General features: G+C 48.7%; 28 protein-coding genes. 2 read left to right on the forward strand and 26 right to left on the reverse strand.

Annotated elements, in window-relative coordinates; translation table 11 throughout:
* Positions 1-11 precede the first annotated feature (11 nt).
* Both OFAG_RS14555 and OFAG_RS10760 read left to right on the forward strand, forming a co-directional pair.
* Positions 12-383 carry a helix-turn-helix domain-containing protein gene (locus OFAG_RS14555; RefSeq protein ID WP_418003057.1) on the forward strand — a complete coding sequence of 124 codons (372 nt, stop codon included), beginning with the start codon at positions 12-14 and terminating at the stop codon, positions 381-383.
* Positions 266-1,324 carry a tyrosine-type recombinase/integrase gene (locus OFAG_RS10760; protein ID WP_390621829.1) on the forward strand — a complete coding sequence of 353 codons (1,059 nt, stop codon included), beginning with the start codon at positions 266-268 and terminating at the stop codon, positions 1,322-1,324. Before OFAG_RS14555 ends, OFAG_RS10760 begins: the two co-directional genes overlap by 118 nt.
* A gap of 188 nt (positions 1,325-1,512) precedes the next feature.
* On the opposite strand, the gene OFAG_RS10765 is transcribed toward OFAG_RS10760, so the two are convergent.
* The 26 genes from OFAG_RS10765 to OFAG_RS10880 all read right to left on the reverse strand — a co-directional run bounded on the left by OFAG_RS10765 (position 1,513) and on the right by OFAG_RS10880 (position 17,835).
* Positions 1,513-1,962: a lysis system i-spanin subunit Rz gene (locus OFAG_RS10765; protein ID WP_005876087.1), complete on the reverse strand. Its 450-nt coding sequence runs from the start codon at positions 1,960-1,962 to the stop codon at positions 1,513-1,515.
* Positions 1,963-2,041: 79 nt separating this feature from the next.
* Positions 2,042-2,509, reverse strand: a complete 468-nt coding sequence (locus OFAG_RS10770) for a lysozyme (protein WP_020995275.1) — start codon at positions 2,507-2,509, stop codon at positions 2,042-2,044.
* A gap of 1 nt (position 2,510) precedes the next feature.
* Entirely contained in the window at positions 2,511-2,807 is a 297-nt protein-coding gene (locus tag OFAG_RS10775) for a hypothetical protein (RefSeq protein WP_020995276.1), read from the reverse strand.
* Between the two features lie 2 nt (positions 2,808-2,809).
* Positions 2,810-3,049: a hypothetical protein gene (locus tag OFAG_RS13530; RefSeq protein ID WP_020995277.1), complete on the reverse strand. Its 240-nt coding sequence runs from the start codon at positions 3,047-3,049 to the stop codon at positions 2,810-2,812.
* Complete coding sequence (locus tag OFAG_RS13060; protein WP_005876083.1) at positions 3,033-3,767, reverse strand: DUF4376 domain-containing protein; 735 nt, start codon at positions 3,765-3,767, stop codon at positions 3,033-3,035. The genes OFAG_RS13530 and OFAG_RS13060 overlap by 17 nt, the downstream gene beginning before the upstream one ends.
* 12 nt (positions 3,768-3,779) lie before the next feature.
* Positions 3,780-4,913, reverse strand: a complete 1,134-nt coding sequence (locus OFAG_RS13065) for a hypothetical protein (RefSeq protein ID WP_147617630.1) — start codon at positions 4,911-4,913, stop codon at positions 3,780-3,782.
* Positions 4,914-4,935: 22 nt separating this feature from the next.
* Positions 4,936-5,559, reverse strand: a complete 624-nt coding sequence (locus tag OFAG_RS10795; RefSeq protein WP_005876081.1) for a DUF2612 domain-containing protein — start codon at positions 5,557-5,559, stop codon at positions 4,936-4,938.
* Positions 5,556-6,779, reverse strand: coding sequence for a baseplate J/gp47 family protein (locus OFAG_RS10800; RefSeq protein WP_005876080.1), 1,224 nt, complete (start codon positions 6,777-6,779; stop codon positions 5,556-5,558). Before OFAG_RS10800 ends, OFAG_RS10795 begins: the two co-directional genes overlap by 4 nt.
* A 2-nt stretch (positions 6,780-6,781) precedes the next feature.
* Positions 6,782-7,138, reverse strand: coding sequence for a contractile injection system sheath initiator (locus OFAG_RS10805; protein WP_005876079.1), 357 nt, complete (start codon positions 7,136-7,138; stop codon positions 6,782-6,784).
* A gap of 12 nt (positions 7,139-7,150) precedes the next feature.
* The gene (locus OFAG_RS13970; protein ID WP_020995278.1) at positions 7,151-7,318 is read right to left on the reverse strand and encodes a hypothetical protein; all 168 of its coding nucleotides are present in this window, start codon (positions 7,316-7,318) and stop codon (positions 7,151-7,153) included.
* Entirely contained in the window at positions 7,315-7,935 is a 621-nt protein-coding gene (locus OFAG_RS10810) for a Gp138 family membrane-puncturing spike protein (protein WP_147617629.1), read from the reverse strand. The genes OFAG_RS13970 and OFAG_RS10810 overlap by 4 nt, the downstream gene beginning before the upstream one ends.
* Positions 7,883-8,197 carry a phage baseplate plug family protein gene (locus OFAG_RS10815; RefSeq protein ID WP_005876077.1) on the reverse strand — a complete coding sequence of 105 codons (315 nt, stop codon included), beginning with the start codon at positions 8,195-8,197 and terminating at the stop codon, positions 7,883-7,885. Before OFAG_RS10815 ends, OFAG_RS10810 begins: the two co-directional genes overlap by 53 nt.
* Complete coding sequence (locus OFAG_RS10820; protein ID WP_005876075.1) at positions 8,190-8,876, reverse strand: hypothetical protein; 687 nt, start codon at positions 8,874-8,876, stop codon at positions 8,190-8,192. Before OFAG_RS10820 ends, OFAG_RS10815 begins: the two co-directional genes overlap by 8 nt.
* A 3-nt stretch (positions 8,877-8,879) precedes the next feature.
* Entirely contained in the window at positions 8,880-9,749 is an 870-nt protein-coding gene (locus tag OFAG_RS10825) for a baseplate hub protein (protein ID WP_005876073.1), read from the reverse strand.
* Positions 9,749-11,446: a glycoside hydrolase family protein gene (locus OFAG_RS13975; RefSeq protein ID WP_005876071.1), complete on the reverse strand. Its 1,698-nt coding sequence runs from the start codon at positions 11,444-11,446 to the stop codon at positions 9,749-9,751. Before OFAG_RS13975 ends, OFAG_RS10825 begins: the two co-directional genes overlap by 1 nt.
* Positions 11,422-11,592, reverse strand: a complete 171-nt coding sequence (locus OFAG_RS13980) for a hypothetical protein (RefSeq protein ID WP_005876069.1) — start codon at positions 11,590-11,592, stop codon at positions 11,422-11,424. Before OFAG_RS13980 ends, OFAG_RS13975 begins: the two co-directional genes overlap by 25 nt.
* Positions 11,593-11,624: 32 nt before the next feature.
* A complete protein-coding gene (locus OFAG_RS10835) occupies positions 11,625-12,032 on the reverse strand; it encodes a hypothetical protein (protein WP_005876067.1) in 408 nt (135 codons plus the stop codon).
* A complete protein-coding gene (locus tag OFAG_RS10840; RefSeq protein WP_005876066.1) occupies positions 12,032-12,460 on the reverse strand; it encodes a phage tail fiber protein in 429 nt (142 codons plus the stop codon). The genes OFAG_RS10835 and OFAG_RS10840 overlap by 1 nt, the downstream gene beginning before the upstream one ends.
* Before the next feature lie 11 nt (positions 12,461-12,471).
* Complete coding sequence (locus tag OFAG_RS10845; protein ID WP_005876064.1) at positions 12,472-13,974, reverse strand: DUF3383 family protein; 1,503 nt, start codon at positions 13,972-13,974, stop codon at positions 12,472-12,474.
* 3 nt (positions 13,975-13,977) lie between these two features.
* The gene (locus OFAG_RS10850) at positions 13,978-14,490 is read right to left on the reverse strand and encodes a phage neck terminator protein (RefSeq protein WP_040720340.1); all 513 of its coding nucleotides are present in this window, start codon (positions 14,488-14,490) and stop codon (positions 13,978-13,980) included.
* Positions 14,477-14,866 (reverse strand): hypothetical protein, encoded by a 390-nt coding sequence (locus tag OFAG_RS10855; RefSeq protein WP_005876060.1) that lies wholly within the window; start codon positions 14,864-14,866, stop codon positions 14,477-14,479. The genes OFAG_RS10850 and OFAG_RS10855 overlap by 14 nt, the downstream gene beginning before the upstream one ends.
* Complete coding sequence (locus OFAG_RS10860; RefSeq protein WP_005876058.1) at positions 14,863-15,381, reverse strand: hypothetical protein; 519 nt, start codon at positions 15,379-15,381, stop codon at positions 14,863-14,865. The genes OFAG_RS10855 and OFAG_RS10860 overlap by 4 nt, the downstream gene beginning before the upstream one ends.
* Positions 15,378-15,818 carry a DUF4054 domain-containing protein gene (locus OFAG_RS10865; RefSeq protein WP_005876056.1) on the reverse strand — a complete coding sequence of 147 codons (441 nt, stop codon included), beginning with the start codon at positions 15,816-15,818 and terminating at the stop codon, positions 15,378-15,380. The genes OFAG_RS10860 and OFAG_RS10865 overlap by 4 nt, the downstream gene beginning before the upstream one ends.
* Positions 15,811-16,182 carry a hypothetical protein gene (locus OFAG_RS10870; RefSeq protein WP_005876053.1) on the reverse strand — a complete coding sequence of 124 codons (372 nt, stop codon included), beginning with the start codon at positions 16,180-16,182 and terminating at the stop codon, positions 15,811-15,813. The genes OFAG_RS10865 and OFAG_RS10870 overlap by 8 nt, the downstream gene beginning before the upstream one ends.
* Positions 16,183-16,191: 9 nt before the next feature.
* Positions 16,192-17,325 (reverse strand): major capsid family protein, encoded by a 1,134-nt coding sequence (locus OFAG_RS10875; protein WP_005876051.1) that lies wholly within the window; start codon positions 17,323-17,325, stop codon positions 16,192-16,194.
* 12 nt (positions 17,326-17,337) lie between these two features.
* On the reverse strand, positions 17,338-17,835 hold the full coding sequence (locus OFAG_RS10880; RefSeq protein WP_005876050.1) for a structural cement protein Gp24: 498 nt from the start codon (positions 17,833-17,835) through the stop codon (positions 17,338-17,340).
* Between the last annotated feature and the right edge of the window lies 1 nt (position 17,836).

Below are 17,836 nucleotides of genomic sequence, written 5' to 3' on the forward strand. Positions count from 1 at the left end.
ACCTATCAGACATGAATCCCGGTACTTCAAACAGAGCTGATCCGGTACCACTTGCTTTTCAGACGCTGAATGTCCGGCAGGCCGCTGATTTTCTGAAATGCTGTCCTCAGACGGTAATAAAACTGGTGCGTGAAGGCAAGCTCGCAGGCAGAAAGGTGGGACGGGCATGGGTGTTTCTGATAGATGATCTTGTCATGTTGATACGCAGCGGCAATAATATTGAATGCTTGCCGGTGCCTTGCAGAAAGGAAATAACGCAATGGCATTGTACAAACGTGGAAAAACGTACTGGATCAGTTTTACAGCACCAGACGGAAAAAGAATTAGATGCTCTGCTGGAACCAGCAACCGGCAGAAAGCGCAACAGCTCTTCGACAAACTGAAACATGAAGCCTGGAACCGGAAATATCTGGGAATACCGGAGCGCCATACGTGGGATGAAGCTGCCCTGCTGTGGATCAGGGAAAAAACGGACAAGAAGAGCCTGAAAGACGATGTCAGCATGCTGCGCTGGCTGACACCATTTCTGAGAAGCCGGTATCTTGATGAGATCACCCGCCCCATGATCGCGCGGATTGGCGAGATCAAGAAAGCCGAAAGTACGCCGGCACGCGCCAATCGCTATCTGTCCTTATTGCGCGCCATATTCAACCGGGCAGTAAAGATATGGGAGTGGTTGCCAAAAGCGCCGACAATTACTTTATACCGGGAACCCAAACTGCGTGTCCGATACCTTACACCGGAAGAAATCAGACGGGTATTCGATGAGTTGCCGGACCATCAGAAACCCATCTTTACGTTCTCGATCATGACAGGTTTAAGACGCAGCAATGTCCTTAATCTTCGCTGGGATCAGGTCGATTTCATGCAAGACGCCATTATCATTTCAGGTAATGAGATGAAAGCTGGCAAAACACACGTGGTTCCGATGTCGGCTACAGTCAAGCAGATCCTGATGGATCAGGTTGGCAAACATCCCCAGTACGTTTTTACGTATCGCGGGAGACGGATTGGTGACATCAAAACGGCATTCAGGAAGGCTCTCAAACGTACTGGCATCACGGATTATCGCTGGCACGACAACCGGCATACATGGGCATCCATCCTGATCCAGAATGGCGTTCCGTTGAATGAGCTGCAGGAGATGGGTGCCTGGAACAGTGCCGAGATGGTGAAGCGGTACGCGCATCTGTCGCCACAAAAGCTTAAAGAGAATGCACAGGTCGTGGACAACATTCTGGCCTCTGCTGTCACAACTTTGTCACAGCCAACCCGTACACTCAAAGGAAGGAATTATGAAAATTCTTTTGAATCAGGAAGTTAGTGGCCTGCCCTAGTGGATTCGAACCACTGACCTACGGCTTAGAAGAACTTGGTATAAAAAATAAAATTGTTATAAATCAACGTCTTGTGCGCGCAATACTGATTATATATACAGTTTAACGTTAAGCTACGTTATGTAACATAATTGGTGCGTAGCTACGATTTGGCTACATCACACATCTGGCTTTTTCATTTCAATTCATTGTACTTGTCGATGCACAGGTTCAGTTCCCGGATTGCGGCATCTCCGTCGCTGGCGATACTGATAAGATCGTTAGCAGTCTCCGGGTCAAGTTCGGCTCTCGTTTCTCCAGTCCCAGTTCCGGTATTTTCGGACACTGCACAGCCACGGGCGGGGACTGACAGGCGCACAGTGCCAGCGCTAATGCGACCGCGCAGCCGGTTGATTTCAGTTTTCGCATTCTCTTTTTCCTTTTCGTATTTTTTTGCCAAAGCGTCATGTGCCGCCTGCCATGCCTGTTCTTTGGCTCTGGCCACCTGTTCAGCTTTTTGGAGCGCTTGCGCGTGTTCGGCTTCGGTGGCTTCGATTTGCGCATTGAGCCGCCAGCCGTTGACCATCCAGCCAGCGACAAACCCGACAACAAACAAGGCCACAAGGTTGATGATTTTTTCTTTCATTTTTCATCCATTTATCAACAACTATTCGGAATTTCCGAATAGTTATCAATTCAGTTAGTAAGTTTTTCTTACATACTGTTTATGTTTCTCCCATGCACATCCGATATTCCGCCTCTCTCCTCTTGACCAGTCCGGGCAGCACTTTCCCGCCTGCCTTATTCCAGCGTCTGATTTCTTCGCACGCCCCGGCATAATCTTTGGCATTCAGTTTTTTCACCAGCGTGGAACGGCAGAAGTTGCCCGCCCCGATGTTGTAGGCCAGACTGACGTAAGCATCGAATTCATGCTGATGGAGCGGGACATGGATGCATGGGCGAATCGCATCGGCATGCCGGTTGGCGCTGGATAAAAGCGTCACCAGCGCCCGCTCCGGCGTGGTTCGGTCTCCCATCTTGACCCCGACTGTCTCCCCGTATCCGACGGTCGGCACGCCGACGGCATCCTGATACGCGTCTTCCCGGTAGCCTTCGTGGAGGGCGATGGAAACGAGTACGGTCGCGCTGATGCCCAGTGCGCCGATGCCGAGACGGAGGTTTTTTCCTGCCATGTCAGCCTCCCCTGTGCGGCCAGTTGATGATGGCGTACCAGAGGGCATAGAGGGCGGACGAGAGACTCCCGACCCAGATCAGGAGTTTTCCGAACCATTTGATGGTTTTGAGCGTTCCGTCCCCGGCACGGAAAATTTCGACCAGGGTGGCGGTGTTTTTTTCGATTCTTTCCAGCCGTTCGTCCTGTTTCCGGTTACCTGCAATCAAACTGTTGATGGCAGCCGTATGTTCGTTCAGTTTTTGCTTGAGCAATGCATGTGCCGCTTCCGGTTCGTGCGGCAAGTCTTTCAGTGTCATGGCTACCCCCTCAGTTCCGGCGGACACTGCAAGCGGTTTTTCTCCGATTCCCAAGCCGACCGGCAATGGTTGTCCTGCCAGAAAAACAGCGTGTCGATCAGTTTGCGCAATTTGGCAAACTTTCCGCTTTTCCCCTGCATCCGGTATGCCCTGCTACTGATTGTTTCATCCGCCCAGCCTCCACAGATCGTGTTCACGAGCTGGTCAATGGCGATAGGAATTTGGTCAAGTCGTCTGCTCATAGGGTTTTGTCCACAGTTCGGTTTGTTTCTGCCCGGCCAAAAGCAGGGCTTTGGCAAGCTGGTTGACTGTCACCTGCGCCACGGTGTTGTCTGCCAGTACCCATTCTGTCGTTGTATCTGGCGGCAAGCCGGAACTGGTGAACATGGTGATGGCTCGAGCCATGCGGTCTTGTGCGGTCTCATCGCCGTCAAATACCATACCGTCCACTACAACGGTGATGCGGGAGACAGCGTCAGCGCGATCCGTTTTGGCTTCGGTCATGGCGACTTCTGCCGCCTTGTCTTCGTCCAGTACCCATTGCCCGGAGACGGCCTTGTATGCTGGCCCCGGCTGTTTGCCGGTCATTTCAACCGTACCTTCGGGCGGCCAGTAACCGAAATTCCCGTCACGATCGAATGTCTTTCTGACCTCGATGGCCTCAAACGATCCTTCTTCCGCATAGGTTTTGATGGGATATTTTTCGTCGATTTCCGTCTGTTCCATCCGGATAAATTCGTTATCGGTCTCATTGATCTTGTGGCCTTCCGGCAGTTCAGTAACGCCTTCCGATATCTGTTGCGACAGTGGTTTCAACCCGGAGAGATCGTCTTTCAGCGCATCCCGTTTCAGGCCGACATAACCGGCAAATCCGTCTGGTACGGCAACCGCTCCATCCGGTTTTGATGCGCCACACTTATGCGCGGTAATGAGGCCGTTTTCTATGATGATGTATTCCATTTGTTCTCTCCTTTATGCCGTGCGTTTCCAGATGCGGATGGTGCTGTTGACGGGGCGGAATTCGGGTAATTGGTATTTCGCGTTAGAATTTGCTGCGGAAAATCCGAGAGTGGGGCTGTTCCAGTCACTGCTATCTCCAAAACCGGCATTATGGTTTGCGCCATTGTAAAAACAGCCTTCCCACCAGCCGCCATTGGGGCCATTCCGGTACTGTACATCACCGGTGCGCCCGACAATGTTCGGTGCCCCATCGCCCTGCGTGCTCCCAAACGCCGCAGCAGCTCCGCCTTCGGCACGGAAAAACAGGCCGGCGTAAGAAGCTGACACGTTTTCCCACGTGCCGCCGAAAAGTGTGGTCGGGTCTGTTTGACCGGAAAATTGGACGTAAATTGCCCCAACCGGCATGGTTGACGGGATGACGATGTTGATACCGGTCGCCGGGTTTTGGAGCACCCATTTGTTCCAGGTCGCGCTGTATTGCAACAGAACAAGATAACCTCCGCCACCGATATCTCCGGCCGCCAGTGGCAAATCAGCTCCCTTTACGATCGTCAATGCTCCCAAGTCAGATGCGTTGAACGAGGGGTTTGTGCTTGTGTTGGCAGCCGTCGCACGAAACGAGACCAACAACCCGTCTGTCAGTTCGGTCAATCCTTCAAATGCCGCTGTAATGATTTCGGACGTTCCGCCAGCGGTACCGCCGAATAATATTCCAGATCCAGATGATGCCCCTTCACCTGCCCATGGAAGCCAGCTTGTCCCGATGGATGATGGGTCAATATTAAAGTCCGTGGTGTTGTTGTCCACAATACTGACATACGAGGATTTTCCGTCGTTGGATTGCAAGACGGCACCCAGAGGATAACCGCCAATTTTCGATGCGAATGCCGCATCAAACCAATATTGGCCACCAGCATTGAGATAGGTGAGATGAGTCGTCACATCATACAGGATGCCGTTAAGATCCATGCCTTCAGGTGCGATGCCACCAGCCTCAATCGGTATCATGGTAACCGGTGGAAAACCGATATTGAAAGACGCAAAATTCGTTTTTCCAGGTGTAGTATTTGGCTCGATAGGAATTATATTTTTTGCGCCTGTCTTACAAAAAGGAATAGGTAAAAGATCTGGTTTCTCAATACTCATATTTACTCCACAGACAACAGGTTTAACCCTGCTCCGATTTAAAAAATGTTCCTTGATTAAACGGTGCGAATCCAGGACCGGCTTCGTGAAATCCAAAAACGTTGGGTTGTGGAATTTCAAGAATTTCCCGCCTTACGCCGGACGGCCTAGGGAGAACATTCGAATAAATAATTGCTTTTTCGTATGGCTGGAGATAGAAAGAAAACACATATCGCATCGCCATATTTCCTAAGTCAAGCACATAACACCGACGACCATCAAACAGGTACTGCAACATCCGATTGATTGTCGGTGCATTCGGTCTGACAATATTTGAAAATGCCTTGGTTAAAATCAGTTTTCGATAAGCCTCATCATTCAACCGATAAGTTGTTGTAGTCGGTTCTCCATTTCGAAAAGGAGCAACATTAAATGGTGTAAATGAATTGTTTGCTGTATGGAAGCCAAAATTTTTATCTTGTCTCTTGATGGTCAGATACCGCCCGATACCGACGATTCGTCCCCAAATATCAAGGCCATAACTGTTCGCCGTGTCGATATTCCATATCTGGTCATAAAATGTATCAATCGCCACTTTAGGATCAAAATATGCTTCCAAGTTGGCTACAAGTACTTGTAGCACTGGACTATTGGCATATTGTTTCATTGCAGATTCACTGTGATATTTTCTGCCGAAATGGTGGGATATTGGTCAATCCCCATTTCAACCGTATTCGCCGTAGCTTCGGATATACCAATCAGAACAGACACAATATTCAGCAAATTGCTGATCCCAGAGATAACACCATAGTATGTAGATGCAAAAATACTTGATGCCATACGTTCGCGGTCTATCCCCTGCATTTCGCCGTTGAATGCTGTGATAATCGCCTGCTGTATCTGCTTGGTGATGTCGGACGGTAAAAGATTGTTATTCTGTATCGTTACAGCAAACAGGATCGGTACAGCAGTCGGTCGGTTGAATGTAATGACATACTGAGGATAGGGCGCAGATAAAGCAGAATCGTCATACACCGTTACTGTAGTGTTGCCATTCATATTGCAACCCAAGTCTTTTCTTTCCCAGATCGTTTCAGCAATTTGCATCTCATCTCCACCTACCACACCAACATAAACGGAATGAGGTAAAAGATTATAGTTGGTACTGCCCACTTTTACTGATTCATCTTCTGGATTGTCTATAACATAGCAGTCTGTAACACCAGGAAGATCAAAAACATTCGCTAGAATCGCCTCATTCGTTCCTGTCGCGTTTTTCGCAACCGACTGGTATCGACGGTTCTCGAAGTCTTCGCGGTTCTCTACCGCTGCACCGGGAATACCTGGAACAAGATTCGTGATCGCATCCCATCCCGGGACCGCAATCATGATCTGTGTCAAAGATGAAATTCCACATGGTATCGGACCGGGTATATTGCAAGCAAAAGTGATCGTCGCTTGTCCGGTCTTATCGAACGTTCCGGCAGAAACAGAACTGTAAATATTTCCGTTGGTATCTCTTGCCTGACTTCCGGCAGGAAGAGTTATGCCCGGAGAACCAGTACATAATGCTGAAACAGTTGTTTTCGTTGCCGCTTTCCTAGTAATGAAATAAATACGTGCAATTGCATCCTGCATTCTCCCGGAGGCATATGCTGGATCAACACTGGAAAACAGTTCCGCAATTGCGGCATTAAGCGCTGTGATATTCGCGGTTGTTTCTTGTGCAAGATAACCTTGCGGCGTCGCGACGTTGGAAATGTTCAGATTTCCACCAAATGCCGCGTTATAGTCCTGCAGCACACCAGCAAGAATAGCGGATGTTTCAGGAACCGAGACACCTGTATCGGTAATCTCAATAGATGGTACATTTGTTATCTCAGCCATGATCAAACCACAGAAATAGATATTTCCTCCCCGTTATCTCGGGTAATTTGCAACTGCCCTGCTAAAGTGCTGTGTTGTCTGTCAAGGTACAATACCGGTAAAACACTCCCTACTTCCGGAACAGTTTCTGCCTCATTTTCGAACCACCGGTTTAACATGGACATGGGAGGCATTTGGCCCAAAATAGATTGTTCATAAGGCATCCCCCGTGTCGTGTCATATCTTGCTTCCCCTTTCCATAAACGACATGCTGAGGCGACATCCTGTGCGATAGCATACGAATCTGACGCCATGGCGATATTTCCATCAACATCAACGACCAAATCCCACGTATCAGGATTTAAAAACATGGTATTCATTAAAAATTCTTTTTACATCTGCTCGTTTGGTGTTCCGGTTACGCTTTGCGTTTCATCATGCGTATGGCTGTTATATGTGCTCCTCATGCCAGCCATCGACTTCTGTCCACCTTGATCCATGATGTTGCCGCCAGCCATAACATCGGTCGATGCCGACAGCATGGGAGACTGGACACTCATTGAGACGAGTCGTTAATCGTCACGTTCTGTGCTGTCATCGTGATGCTATTCTCCGCTTCCATCAGGATTTCGGGAGCTGTGCAGGTGATTTTGGTCGGCGAATAAACCTCAATTCCGGATCCGTCAAACTTGATATATTGCTCCGGTGTACCGTTCAAACAGGTATTGACGAAAATAGCATCAGACATCGAGAAAACACGGTGAGAACCAGGTGGCGATGTTTTCTTGCTACGTTTGATTGATGAAATGTCACGCTGACAAAAAACGGCAATACCGATATCATCCGGTTCTGGATCGATAATGACAGCATTTTTCCCGCCCTGAACACGGCAATATGGCACATTCGATATTTTGGGATTGGAAACCGTTTCATTGTTTCCTGTAACTTGAGAAACCAATATTTCAATGGAGACAAACCCGACAGGAGCCAATCCACCCCCGGATACCGTCAGTACTTTCGCGGGAAGAGAAGTATTCTGCTGCATCAGACAGCGACGAATGAAAAATTGCAAATCGTTCCATTCGCTGCCGTTCTCCGCCTTGTATAAGGCACCGTAATTTGTTTTATCCACTGATTTCGTATCCCTCAGGGTTGTATAACAAAAGAAATCTTTCACCCCATTGTCGCCAATCCGGATTGGCTTCACCGTATCGGTCAATTACGATCAGATCACCGATAAATCCTGTATAAGCTGCACGGACAATGGCAGAACGATCTACCAGCAAGACATTCTGGCAAATCGGAACGCCATTTTGTGAAAGAGACAGATAGAGATTTTCGCCAAGGAGCCGGATCACGATAACGCACGGCTGCTCGGAAAGGACACAAGAGACGGACTGATTGGGAACCTTTTGTAACGGTATCTGATAATCAGCCATTCAATACTCCTGAAAGTCCCGATTTCAGTTTCTCGTATTTCCCAACGACATCATTTACTTTGTTCATAACAGATTCCGCAGTATTCTTCGCGTTATAAACAACCGTATCAACATAACTGTTGCCGGATGTTGGCAAATCCTGTGGATCTTCCGCGTTGCTTGTATCCGCCTTCTGCTCGCCATCCTTGTAATAAACAACAGGAGTTTCCCGTATTTCCCTGAAACGGCAATCGGCAATGATTCTGGACACCGTCCCTTGCCTGACTTCTCTTATCGATCCGTATTCAACAAGCGTGACGTTCTGATAGGTTTTTTCGGGGAAAACCGCATCAAAAACTGTCGGATTTTCCTGGTTTGTTTCAACCCATTTCAAAAATGCTTCTTTTTGATCTCTTGATACTGCCAACGTGAAACTGAAATCCCGTGGCATCGCCACCTTGTTGTAAGACGAAAAAGCCCCAGGCATAACACGGTAATCCGAAACTGCCGCCGTAGAGCGGGCAGATGCACCCAGAACGGAATCAATCTCTATCGCTATTTCCCCATCCTTGTAAATGCCCCATTGCGGCTGTAGCGACAAAATATTCCATAATGCTGATTCCGCCTCTCCAAGCAGACCGGTAACAACAGAAGAGGCAGAGATTCCTGCCACGTTAGGAAAACCTGATAATCCAGCCATGATTTATCCATGCGCTCTGTCAAGCCATACTGCCTTGATTTGAGAAAACCAACGACCACCCGGTTGTTCGCTATCCAAGGAATGATTTAATTCCTGAATGAGAAAATTTCCTTCGATAAACGGTATTTCCGGAAAGATCATCCTGATCATTCGTAACGGTGCAAATTCAGGTGAAAAAAGGTGCGTAAACGTAATATACGTGTCTCCCGGAATCGGAGCCCCTACCAGCCCTGTTTCCGCAGAAACGACCAATTCCGGCAGTTGATTCTGGACTACACCATGAGGGCTAATAATGAGCTGATTGTTCGAAACATACGAGATGATATTGGCGTCTCTCGCTACCCGATCAATCATATCCTGCACACTGCCGTTCAATGTCTCATTTTCAAGAGTTGTCGTTACGCCGTAATTGATCAATGTATATCCTGCCAACCCTGCCAACTTTCGCATGATGGATTCAACAGGAACCACGCCTTCAAAACATAAACCGCCCGGTACACTCATCTGGGCTCCCAGCGTTGACAGGCTTTCTATAATCAAGGGTACTTGCGGCATGGTGTTGTAATCCACAATGGCCGACCAGATGCCCCCATGAAACAGTGTATGTACCGTGTTGTCTGTATATTTCAGTGTGACCGTATTGCTGTCGACAATATTGCCCTGTCGCCTGATTTTCAACGTCAACAACCGCTTGATGACATCTTGTGACAACCCGAAAATCTGCATATGGGCCTGCGTCAGATTTTTCGGGAAGCATTGGATATTGGCAATAATGCGTAGACCTTTTATTGATACTTCATCTGCGCCATTTCCAAAAACCCCTGAAGTCAGCCTGAAGACTGCTTCGATTTCACGTTTCTTGAACGTTTCCATTATGCAGCAATCCCTGAATTTGCACGACTGCCAAGCGTTTGTTTTGGAAGCTGCCTTGCCACTTCCGCTGCTTCTTTGGTTGACGATACTTTGATGTTATTGGTGACGTTATTGGTCGTCGTGTTCTGGTTATTGACGATCTTTGTTGCCTGCATATCCTGGTAGGCGGATGCCATGTCATAAGTCGCTTTCCGACGATTGACCAATCCAGGAATGAACTTCCCGCCAGAATAGTTGTAAAGTTTTGTATAGTCCGAACGGGATATTTCTCCCTGTTCAGCCAATTTTGCAAACTGTGTTCCTTTTTGTATCGCTTTCAATCCAGCGTTATAAGCCAGATCAGCTGCAAGCATACGCGTTTTTTCACTGGATCCGGCATACATTTTCAGCGCAACATCAACATGATCCTTCATGTCCTGTTCCAGCAATTTGGCGGCCTGATCTTTCGTGATAGTCATACCGGGCTTGACACCCTTTGTATGGCCGTAACCGATTGTCCACAGGCCCTTGCTGTCCTGATACGCTTTCAGCCGTACCCCTTCCCGTTCCATCAGGTTTTCACGGATCGTATCCCGCAACGTTCCACCTGTCATTTTGATGTTTCCTGATGATGTCGGAACTGACTGAATGGACGATGGCACTGCGCTAATTTTTGTTTCGGGAACGCTTGCTTTCGCTTCGGGAACAACCGTTTTCGCACCATCCTTAAATAGATCGGTCAACCAATCGGTTATTCCGTATCCGTCCTCATACCCACCCGGCGGTGCTTTTTTCGCTGGCGGCTCGCTTCTCCCGGGAACAGAAAGAAATGTGGATATAGCTTCCAGTACCGGATTGATAATTTCCAGAAAACCTCCGAAAACAACCTTGGCCGTTTCTTTCAGACGCTGCAACGATTCGATAGCTTTGCGGGATGATTCAACGGTTTTTTCGTTGATGACCGCCTCTTTTTGTGCCAGATCCCATCGTTTTTGGAAGTTTTCCTGTGTTACCAGAATTGCCTGGGCTTCAGTCAAGCCGAGCTGTTTCAGGGTACCTATTGCATCCTGTAACGTTCCTCCCCGCCTCTTTTCGTAATCAAGAACCGATTCTCCCAAAGTTGAAATGATTTCTTCGGCAGTCCGGAAATCTCCTCGAAGCTTGTCGTAAACGTCAACCCCGTAAGCTTGCAATTGAAACAATGATTCCGGACTTCCGTTTCTGGCCGCATCAACTCTTGATCTCACATTCCGGAAAAGATTATCTCCTTCAGATTCGTCAAATCCTGCACGAGCCGCCATATTGCGCAAGCCCGCAACTTTTCGGACATCTTCACCGGCTATCAGGGCGGTATTTCCAATGCCGATATTCTCCCGATTGAGATTCATCAGCTTATCGAAAGCGATAGCGCCCAATCCCATGGCGAAAACAGAACGCAGCGACATAAAAGTATCACGCACGCCCTTGATGGATTTTTGAAACTCTTTGAACTTTTTCGAGTTCGCATCTATTTCCTTGGACGCCCCGGAAATTCCTTTTCCGGCTTTGGCCGCATCTTCACCGATTTTCTTGGATGCATCCGCAACATCTTTTCCGGCATCCTTGATCGCCTTAGCTTTCGCCTTCAGCTGGTTGAGTTCCTTATCTATCTGCTCCAGCTTCTGCGGTGCATTGCCATCATCGACACGAATGTTTATGACAAGTTCTTCGACATCCATTCGTTTGCCTTTTGTTCGTTATATTGATCAACAGCGATGATTTCAAGGAGGTTCGCCGCATCCTCGCTGTCATAAACGGTTTTCAGTTCATGTAATGTTGCTTTGCCGGTTGAGATAAGTACGGCCATTTCAAGCGGGACGTTCACATAATTTTTCAGGCCAGGAATCGAGTGCGGTCTTACGTCGAGATTGACCCGCCGCCGCCGATGAAATGGGAAATCATCAAAGAAAACGCTTCGGTTTTCAGCCTGAAAATCGTCAATGCTTCTTCAATATCTTCCGGGAAAATTTCTCGTGTATCGCCTTTTGCGTTATAGACCAGTCGGCAACAGTCCAACAATTGACGTCCGAGGTCTTCGCGCTCCGAGCGTTCGATTCTGGCAAGATGCAACATCCCGATATCGGCGAGTGCGGCAACAGAAGGTGCTTTCTCGATTTCGCCAAGAATATCCACTCCCGCATTCACCATACCTGAAATGGCACGTTCCGCCCATACCGCCGCATCCCATGCACTCATCCGCATAATACGAAACTTCTTTCCTCTATCGAGATTTTTTGCCTCAATAACAATATCTTTGCTTTTCATCAGATCACCGCCGGAGAAACATCATCAAACGTGATGGTATAAGCCTGTGGACCAAGCACTCTGGCACCGTCAGGCGCTGTTTTTGCCCGGGTACATACTCCCTTCGACAAAGTGAAAACCTTGTCCAAAGAAGGAACCGACAGAACGCCAGAAATGATGAACGGTTTTCGGGCAGCTTTCTGCGCCTGAAGCAACGCCATCATTTGTGCGTTGAATGGACTATCCGGAGAAAAGTTGATCCGCATATTATTTAAAACAGGTACCCATCCCGCAGACATTTTTCCATCGACACCTTTTTGTGCTACAACATGTTCGGTTTCTTCAAACGACCATGCATCGTCTACAGCGAAGCCTTCGACAGAAACGCTGGCCAGCGCGAAATCGGCACATGACAAAACCAGCGTAGCATTTGCTGAAGTGATATCCATTCGTTATCTCCTTATTCGATCATGATAGAAGCAATCGTGATTTGCTCAATAGAACTGCCATCGCAATAGAAGAAATTGATGGACGGCGAACCACCTTGCGCACGAACGTTTGCAGGGGCATCAACAATCTGCAAATACCAACCCTGCGAATACAACTCATTGGATATGTCAAAGCCGACCTTGGCAATAATCTGTTCTTTCTGCGACCCGGAAAGTGAAATACCTCGCCTGATAACACCATTGTTCAGTCCTGCATCAACAGGACCGTCATCCCCCGAAATGGCATTGCGCAGTCTCGTGTATCCCTCATCATTGTATGGAAACGAATTGAGCGCCAGCATCAGATCAATGACGGTTAGCTTGATCTTGTTGTTCAACCAGACCTGATTGATGAACTTCCCGAGCCGGGAATAGCTCCCCGGCATATTGCCGTTGTAAAAGAAGTTATAGGTGTTGTCCTTCCCGCGGCCACCAACAGCGCCGTAATACGAGTAACCGTTGTCCAGAATGTTCTGTGCGGTTTGTCCGTCCCGACAGGTAGGCGCGAGGCCACTCTGCCGTCTGTAAGCAGCATCGACACGACCGTTCAATGCGTTCCAATCCACAGATGCACACATACCAAGTACAAAAGCCTTCAGTGTCGGATTTTCATTGGCATCGTATACTGCCGCTACACCTTCATATTTCATGTCTCGGGCAAGGAAACCAAAACAGGTTTCGTTATTGGCTATTTCGGCATTGGGGTCATTATCTGACATGATGAAACCCCATCCCTTGTTCTGGTTGTTGGCCCATATAGCCATCTCGGTATTTTCATCCTGCTCAGGCTGCTCTACAGTCGAAAAAAGCGCCCAGTTCAGATTCTGTTTTTTGGCGAAGTTCAGAATGTCTGTTAGCGTATTGACTGCTGCACCTTGTGACAGGACAGCGGATGCCAGTCCGAGCGATTTCGCTGCTGTACCGGTTACTTGCGTGATGGTCGCTTCTGCACCGGTTGCCGTACTGGTAATCGTAAACCGGCTGGATAAAGCATCCCACGTTACCGTACCGGCAGAACTCAAACCAAGATCGGATGTCAAGGCCGTAGCCGCATCAGTAAAACTGGTAACAGCAGACAGATTGATCGCTTCCGTCTTATATTCTGTCCCACCAATAGTCACAGCAAGGCCACCAGTAATTGTTTTCAATGTGGCAAGTGTCATCCCTTTCAGTGACGATCCGCGAGCCCATGCTGCACGTGCTGCAGTGATGTATGGGACAAAATACAGCGCAGACGGGAATTTGGTACAGTTCGTAAAACCGTTGAAATACACGTTTGCCAGCGTGGTTTCGTATGCGTCGGAGCCGAACCAATCACTGACGGCGTCCGCACTATTGAATTCCGTTACCTGTCCAGCCGGAATCAAATTGTTTTTCCCGATAAAAAGGCCGTTAATACCTAAATCACTACTTCCTGCACCGATAACGCTCGGATTGACGGTAACATACAGGTCAACAGGTATGTATGACACCATTTTTTATTCCTCCAAAGGAACAGGTATCAGAGAGATGGAGACACGATCGAAAAACTCCATTGGTGTACTGATAACTGGGTTAAATTGAATTTTTACTTCCGTTTTCCAACGTTCCAGAAATTGCTTTTCGCCAGTAATGAGCGGTAATTGAACAGGATCGGTAACATAGAGAGGCCGAATATTTTTCGGAAAGACATCGCTCCCTGTGTAATCAAAAAAAAGAGCGCAGAATACTTGCGCTCTTTCTCCGGATTGCTTGCCGTAGAAATCTACCTGTATGGTATATTCTGTCGGCATGACAGTATTTTGCGTTTTTTGTTCTTCCGTATTTGTGTACGTTCTCCAGTTTGTCGCCAATCTCCGCTTTCCGACATTGTTCATCGCGATAAACGCGCCTTTCGGCGGAGGATTCCTGTTCTGTTGAGATTGGATTATTTCTACATTCGGGAACAAATACTGCAAAAAAGAACGAAGCGCCGTAAAAACGTCGGAATCAGATATGCTAGGATTCATCATTTTGTAGCACGACAATAACATGCGCCCAGTCGGGCCATGTTTCAACTACTGTAACAACTTTCCAAGTCTGTATTGGCTTATCCGGAGTTTGTGGAAACAGCAATAAATCTCCACCCCGTTCGTCGGAACGCACGACTCCCTGTACGTTCCCGTACATATATACAGAACGCATGACGCCCTGTATATTCAATCCTTCAATGAACGCCAGCGTATCGCCGGAAACGGCTTGAGGATTGATTTCAACAGTCGAATCCTCGTAAACTGGTTCTTGCGTTCCGTCCTCCTTGACCGTATATCCGATAGATTTACGCCATGTCGCCGGAATATTTGGATTGATATTACGGGTATAAATATTCGCTATTTTTCGCAGATTCATTTCTTCACCGCCAATCCGGTTAACGTGGCGATCATATAGCCGGTATCGTTCAAAGGCTGCGTCGATACACCTTCCGCCCGTTCACCACGATGCACGGCCCGAGCCGCTTCCCCGACCGTCCTGCCGGTAATTTCTTTCCCTTCTTTTCTCCACTGCCTCAGTAACAGAGTAATGGGAGACAAGGGGGGAGAATCCACCCGCGAGATGGTCTGCCGGATATCAGCCGCTGCCTTTTGGGCGATAACAGTCATCCCCTGTTCGGCATTGATTTGGCCGGACAGAACGCCTTTTATGACCTGTGCCGCATCTTTTGTCCATTCCTCTTTTTTTTCCGCGATTGTGGGACGTAAAAAAGGACGGGGCGGAATGCTCCGTTCCGGAACACCATATTCCTGCCAGAGGGCGACTTTTGCGACAGGCGTTCCGTCATCATATCGTGCAGACTCGAACCAGCCGGCTCGCGCCTCGACGTTCTCCAGCTCTCCCAGACGTTTAATGACTTCTTTCAGCTTCAAAATATCCCCCCGACATCCCGTATGGCGGATCCTTCCGGTTTACCCCCAAAATAAAATCCGCCGACCGTCAACATCTCGAACAAGGCAAGCAATTCCTGTCCATAGGGCGTTTTCATGAGCCAATACTGCCAGGCATTTTTCAACTGAAAAACCGCCATCGAAACGGAGACACTCCCTTCTGCGGCACTTTGCACCATACCCCCGCCCGGATCATCTCCGATTGCCGACTGTTGGCCGAGTCTGGCGAGATGAGCCGTCATGAGATTAAGTACATATTGCAGACGTTCTCCACATAAAAACCAGTTGTCATAGGGACAAATGCGCAAGGTCGCCCAGTCCCAGTACCGGGAGAGTGTTTCATCCGGATACTTGTCCGTATCAGCAAATTCAGGAAAAAGCTGGCGGAAAGCTGTCACATCAAAGACGTGTTCAGTCATTATCGTCTTCCGGCTTGCCTACTTTTGGCGGATTGGCAAAGTCCAAAGGCGTTTTCTGGGCGGACGCATCCTTTTTTTCCATATCGGACACCACCTTTTCCGGATCCGACTTTTTCTTTTCTACCTTAATGAATCCGGCTTTGACGTGATCGACGAATGCCGTACATTTCTGGAGGGCATCCAGTTCTTCATCCGTCACTTCGGTAACCACGCCCAAGGGGGTGACGAGATTTTTTCCCATTCTCCCGTGACCACCCTTGATCTGTACTTTTTTGATAGCCACATTCGGCTTGCCCTCCTCTTTGGAAGGACGCCACAAAGTGTATATCTGATCGTTTGTCAACGTGGAATAAACGTATGCCATAACCTCTCCTTAAATCCCAGAACCACGATAAACCAGCGTCGGGCGCTTGCAAAGCACACCCGCGCAAGCGTTCGAATAGGCCTCTTCATAGCCTTTTGTCAGTTGCTGGACACCCAACGTCATGAATTTCATCGGCACCAACTGATCGATGGTGTTGCCATTGTCCGTGCTGTCACCCTGATAGTTCGGCGCGAACAGATAGAAGACATTCGCGCTGCCGTTGGCCGCATCCAGTTCAGGTGCAGAATCCAGCGTGACATTCGGATAATTTTTCTGTAACCAGTCATTGGCCGAATAACCCAGTTCCGTTGGCGTGGACAGATAGTCGATACACGAAAGAGCAACGTGCAGTCTAAGCGGCGTTTTTTTGACGTCAATGTTGCCTTGCGCCTGAACACGCAAGCTCTGGAAGGCGGTCAACAAATCGGCGATGATCTCCAGGGTGGTTTTGTCTGCCCATTTGGTCGAACTGCCCGCCCCTGTCGCCACATTCTCGTAGGCCGGCAAGTTCGGATCGTTGAGATAACCATACGTGCGCCCGGTTCCGTCGTTATAACCGTAAAAGCCGATATAGTTACGGTTGATTTCTAACGAAGTGGTCGCCCCCATCCGACGGTTTTCCACGTCCGAATAGTTCATTTTGGCAGCACGCTTTTCACCAAGGCGACCGATACGCATGCCGGATTCGAACCGGACAATCGTGCGCCGCTCGTAGTTCGTGTTCCACGATCCCAGCGGGGTATTGGTTTCATCCCCATACGGCTGTGCAAAGCCGGTGCGTTCCGAAAAGCCCTGGACGATTTCTTCATCTTCCCAATCGCCCAATGTCGTAATACCGATCAGGTCGTCGATCTTTCTGGCCCAGGTCATAAACTGGACAAACCCTGGCATCCATGCTTGCAGGAACTGGATAGCGACCGGAATGGAGGGAGTAGACAACGGAGCGACGATATCGGCATCCAGGGCCATGCCGGCAGACTGCATACGCCGGAACGCCTGATACATGTTGAGGATATCTTCGCTATCTAATGCGATACCGATTTTTTCCAGATCCCGGATATCCTGCATGGAATCGACGCTAAATCCTTCAAGAGGACGCACCTTGCCGGCGGGAATGAACGAATGAATTTTTGATGGTTGCATGTAATAAATCCTTTACTCAGTCAGTTCGACGATCGCTTCGCCAGCCCCGGATGTATTGAAACGTACAATTTTCGAATTTGGGATCAGTGTGTAACCTTCTGATGCGGTTCCCGTGGAATTGGCTTGCAACGTGCCATCAGTCTGGGAAAACTCGATCTTGTTACCGATTGCGGCTGCGCCTTTGAGGTTGACCAGAATACCGCTTGTCAGCGTAACGCCCTGGACTACCGTATTGTTGGGCAGTGCCATGGTCGGCTCCAGTGTCCCGGCAGTCGTCCCGTTTAGCGCGTACAATTTCGAATTGGACAAAATTCCCGCGAAAGCGCCGGTCCCTCCGATCGTGAACTTGCCGTTTTCGCCGGCAACATGTGTCATGGCGCTTCCCACGACGTTCAGGGCTGCATTGGTTGTATTTAGCATGCCTGCCTGTGCCCGGACCGGGCCGGAAAGCACGATATCTCCGACAATACCGGTCGTCTGAAATTGTCTGATTGTTTTCTGGACTGCCATG

It is taken from the genome of Oxalobacter paraformigenes (assembly GCF_000158475.2).
GTDB lineage: Bacteria > Pseudomonadota > Gammaproteobacteria > Burkholderiales > Burkholderiaceae_D > Oxalobacter > Oxalobacter paraformigenes.

Coding starts and splice junctions, on each gene's coding strand:
- OFAG_RS14555 (WP_418003057.1), top strand. CDS start 12: ATGAATCCCGGTACTTCAAACAGAGCTGATCCGGTACCACTTGCTTTT.
- OFAG_RS10765 (WP_005876087.1), bottom strand. CDS start 1,962: ATGAAAGAAAAAATCATCAACCTTGTGGCCTTGTTTGTTGTCGGGTTT.
- OFAG_RS10770 (WP_020995275.1), bottom strand. CDS start 2,509: ATGGCAGGAAAAAACCTCCGTCTCGGCATCGGCGCACTGGGCATCAGC.
- OFAG_RS10775 (WP_020995276.1), bottom strand. CDS start 2,807: ATGACACTGAAAGACTTGCCGCACGAACCGGAAGCGGCACATGCATTG.
- OFAG_RS13530 (WP_020995277.1), bottom strand. CDS start 3,049: ATGAGCAGACGACTTGACCAAATTCCTATCGCCATTGACCAGCTCGTG.
- OFAG_RS13060 (WP_005876083.1), bottom strand. CDS start 3,767: ATGGAATACATCATCATAGAAAACGGCCTCATTACCGCGCATAAGTGT.
- OFAG_RS13065 (WP_147617630.1), bottom strand. CDS start 4,913: ATGAGTATTGAGAAACCAGATCTTTTACCTATTCCTTTTTGTAAGACA.
- OFAG_RS10795 (WP_005876081.1), bottom strand. CDS start 5,559: ATGAAACAATATGCCAATAGTCCAGTGCTACAAGTACTTGTAGCCAAC.
- OFAG_RS10800 (WP_005876080.1), bottom strand. CDS start 6,779: ATGGCTGAGATAACAAATGTACCATCTATTGAGATTACCGATACAGGT.
- OFAG_RS10805 (WP_005876079.1), bottom strand. CDS start 7,138: ATGAATACCATGTTTTTAAATCCTGATACGTGGGATTTGGTCGTTGAT.
- OFAG_RS13970 (WP_020995278.1), bottom strand. CDS start 7,318: ATGAGTGTCCAGTCTCCCATGCTGTCGGCATCGACCGATGTTATGGCT.
- OFAG_RS10815 (WP_005876077.1), bottom strand. CDS start 8,197: ATGGCTGATTATCAGATACCGTTACAAAAGGTTCCCAATCAGTCCGTC.
- OFAG_RS10820 (WP_005876075.1), bottom strand. CDS start 8,876: ATGGCTGGATTATCAGGTTTTCCTAACGTGGCAGGAATCTCTGCCTCT.
- OFAG_RS10825 (WP_005876073.1), bottom strand. CDS start 9,749: ATGGAAACGTTCAAGAAACGTGAAATCGAAGCAGTCTTCAGGCTGACT.
- OFAG_RS13975 (WP_005876071.1), bottom strand. CDS start 11,446: ATGGATGTCGAAGAACTTGTCATAAACATTCGTGTCGATGATGGCAAT.
- OFAG_RS10835 (WP_005876067.1), bottom strand. CDS start 12,032: ATGAAAAGCAAAGATATTGTTATTGAGGCAAAAAATCTCGATAGAGGA.
- OFAG_RS10840 (WP_005876066.1), bottom strand. CDS start 12,460: ATGGATATCACTTCAGCAAATGCTACGCTGGTTTTGTCATGTGCCGAT.
- OFAG_RS10845 (WP_005876064.1), bottom strand. CDS start 13,974: ATGGTGTCATACATACCTGTTGACCTGTATGTTACCGTCAATCCGAGC.
- OFAG_RS10850 (WP_040720340.1), bottom strand. CDS start 14,490: ATGATGAATCCTAGCATATCTGATTCCGACGTTTTTACGGCGCTTCGT.
- OFAG_RS10855 (WP_005876060.1), bottom strand. CDS start 14,866: ATGAATCTGCGAAAAATAGCGAATATTTATACCCGTAATATCAATCCA.
- OFAG_RS10865 (WP_005876056.1), bottom strand. CDS start 15,818: ATGACTGAACACGTCTTTGATGTGACAGCTTTCCGCCAGCTTTTTCCT.
- OFAG_RS10870 (WP_005876053.1), bottom strand. CDS start 16,182: ATGGCATACGTTTATTCCACGTTGACAAACGATCAGATATACACTTTG.
- OFAG_RS10875 (WP_005876051.1), bottom strand. CDS start 17,325: ATGCAACCATCAAAAATTCATTCGTTCATTCCCGCCGGCAAGGTGCGT.
- OFAG_RS10880 (WP_005876050.1), bottom strand. CDS start 17,835: ATGGCAGTCCAGAAAACAATCAGACAATTTCAGACGACCGGTATTGTC.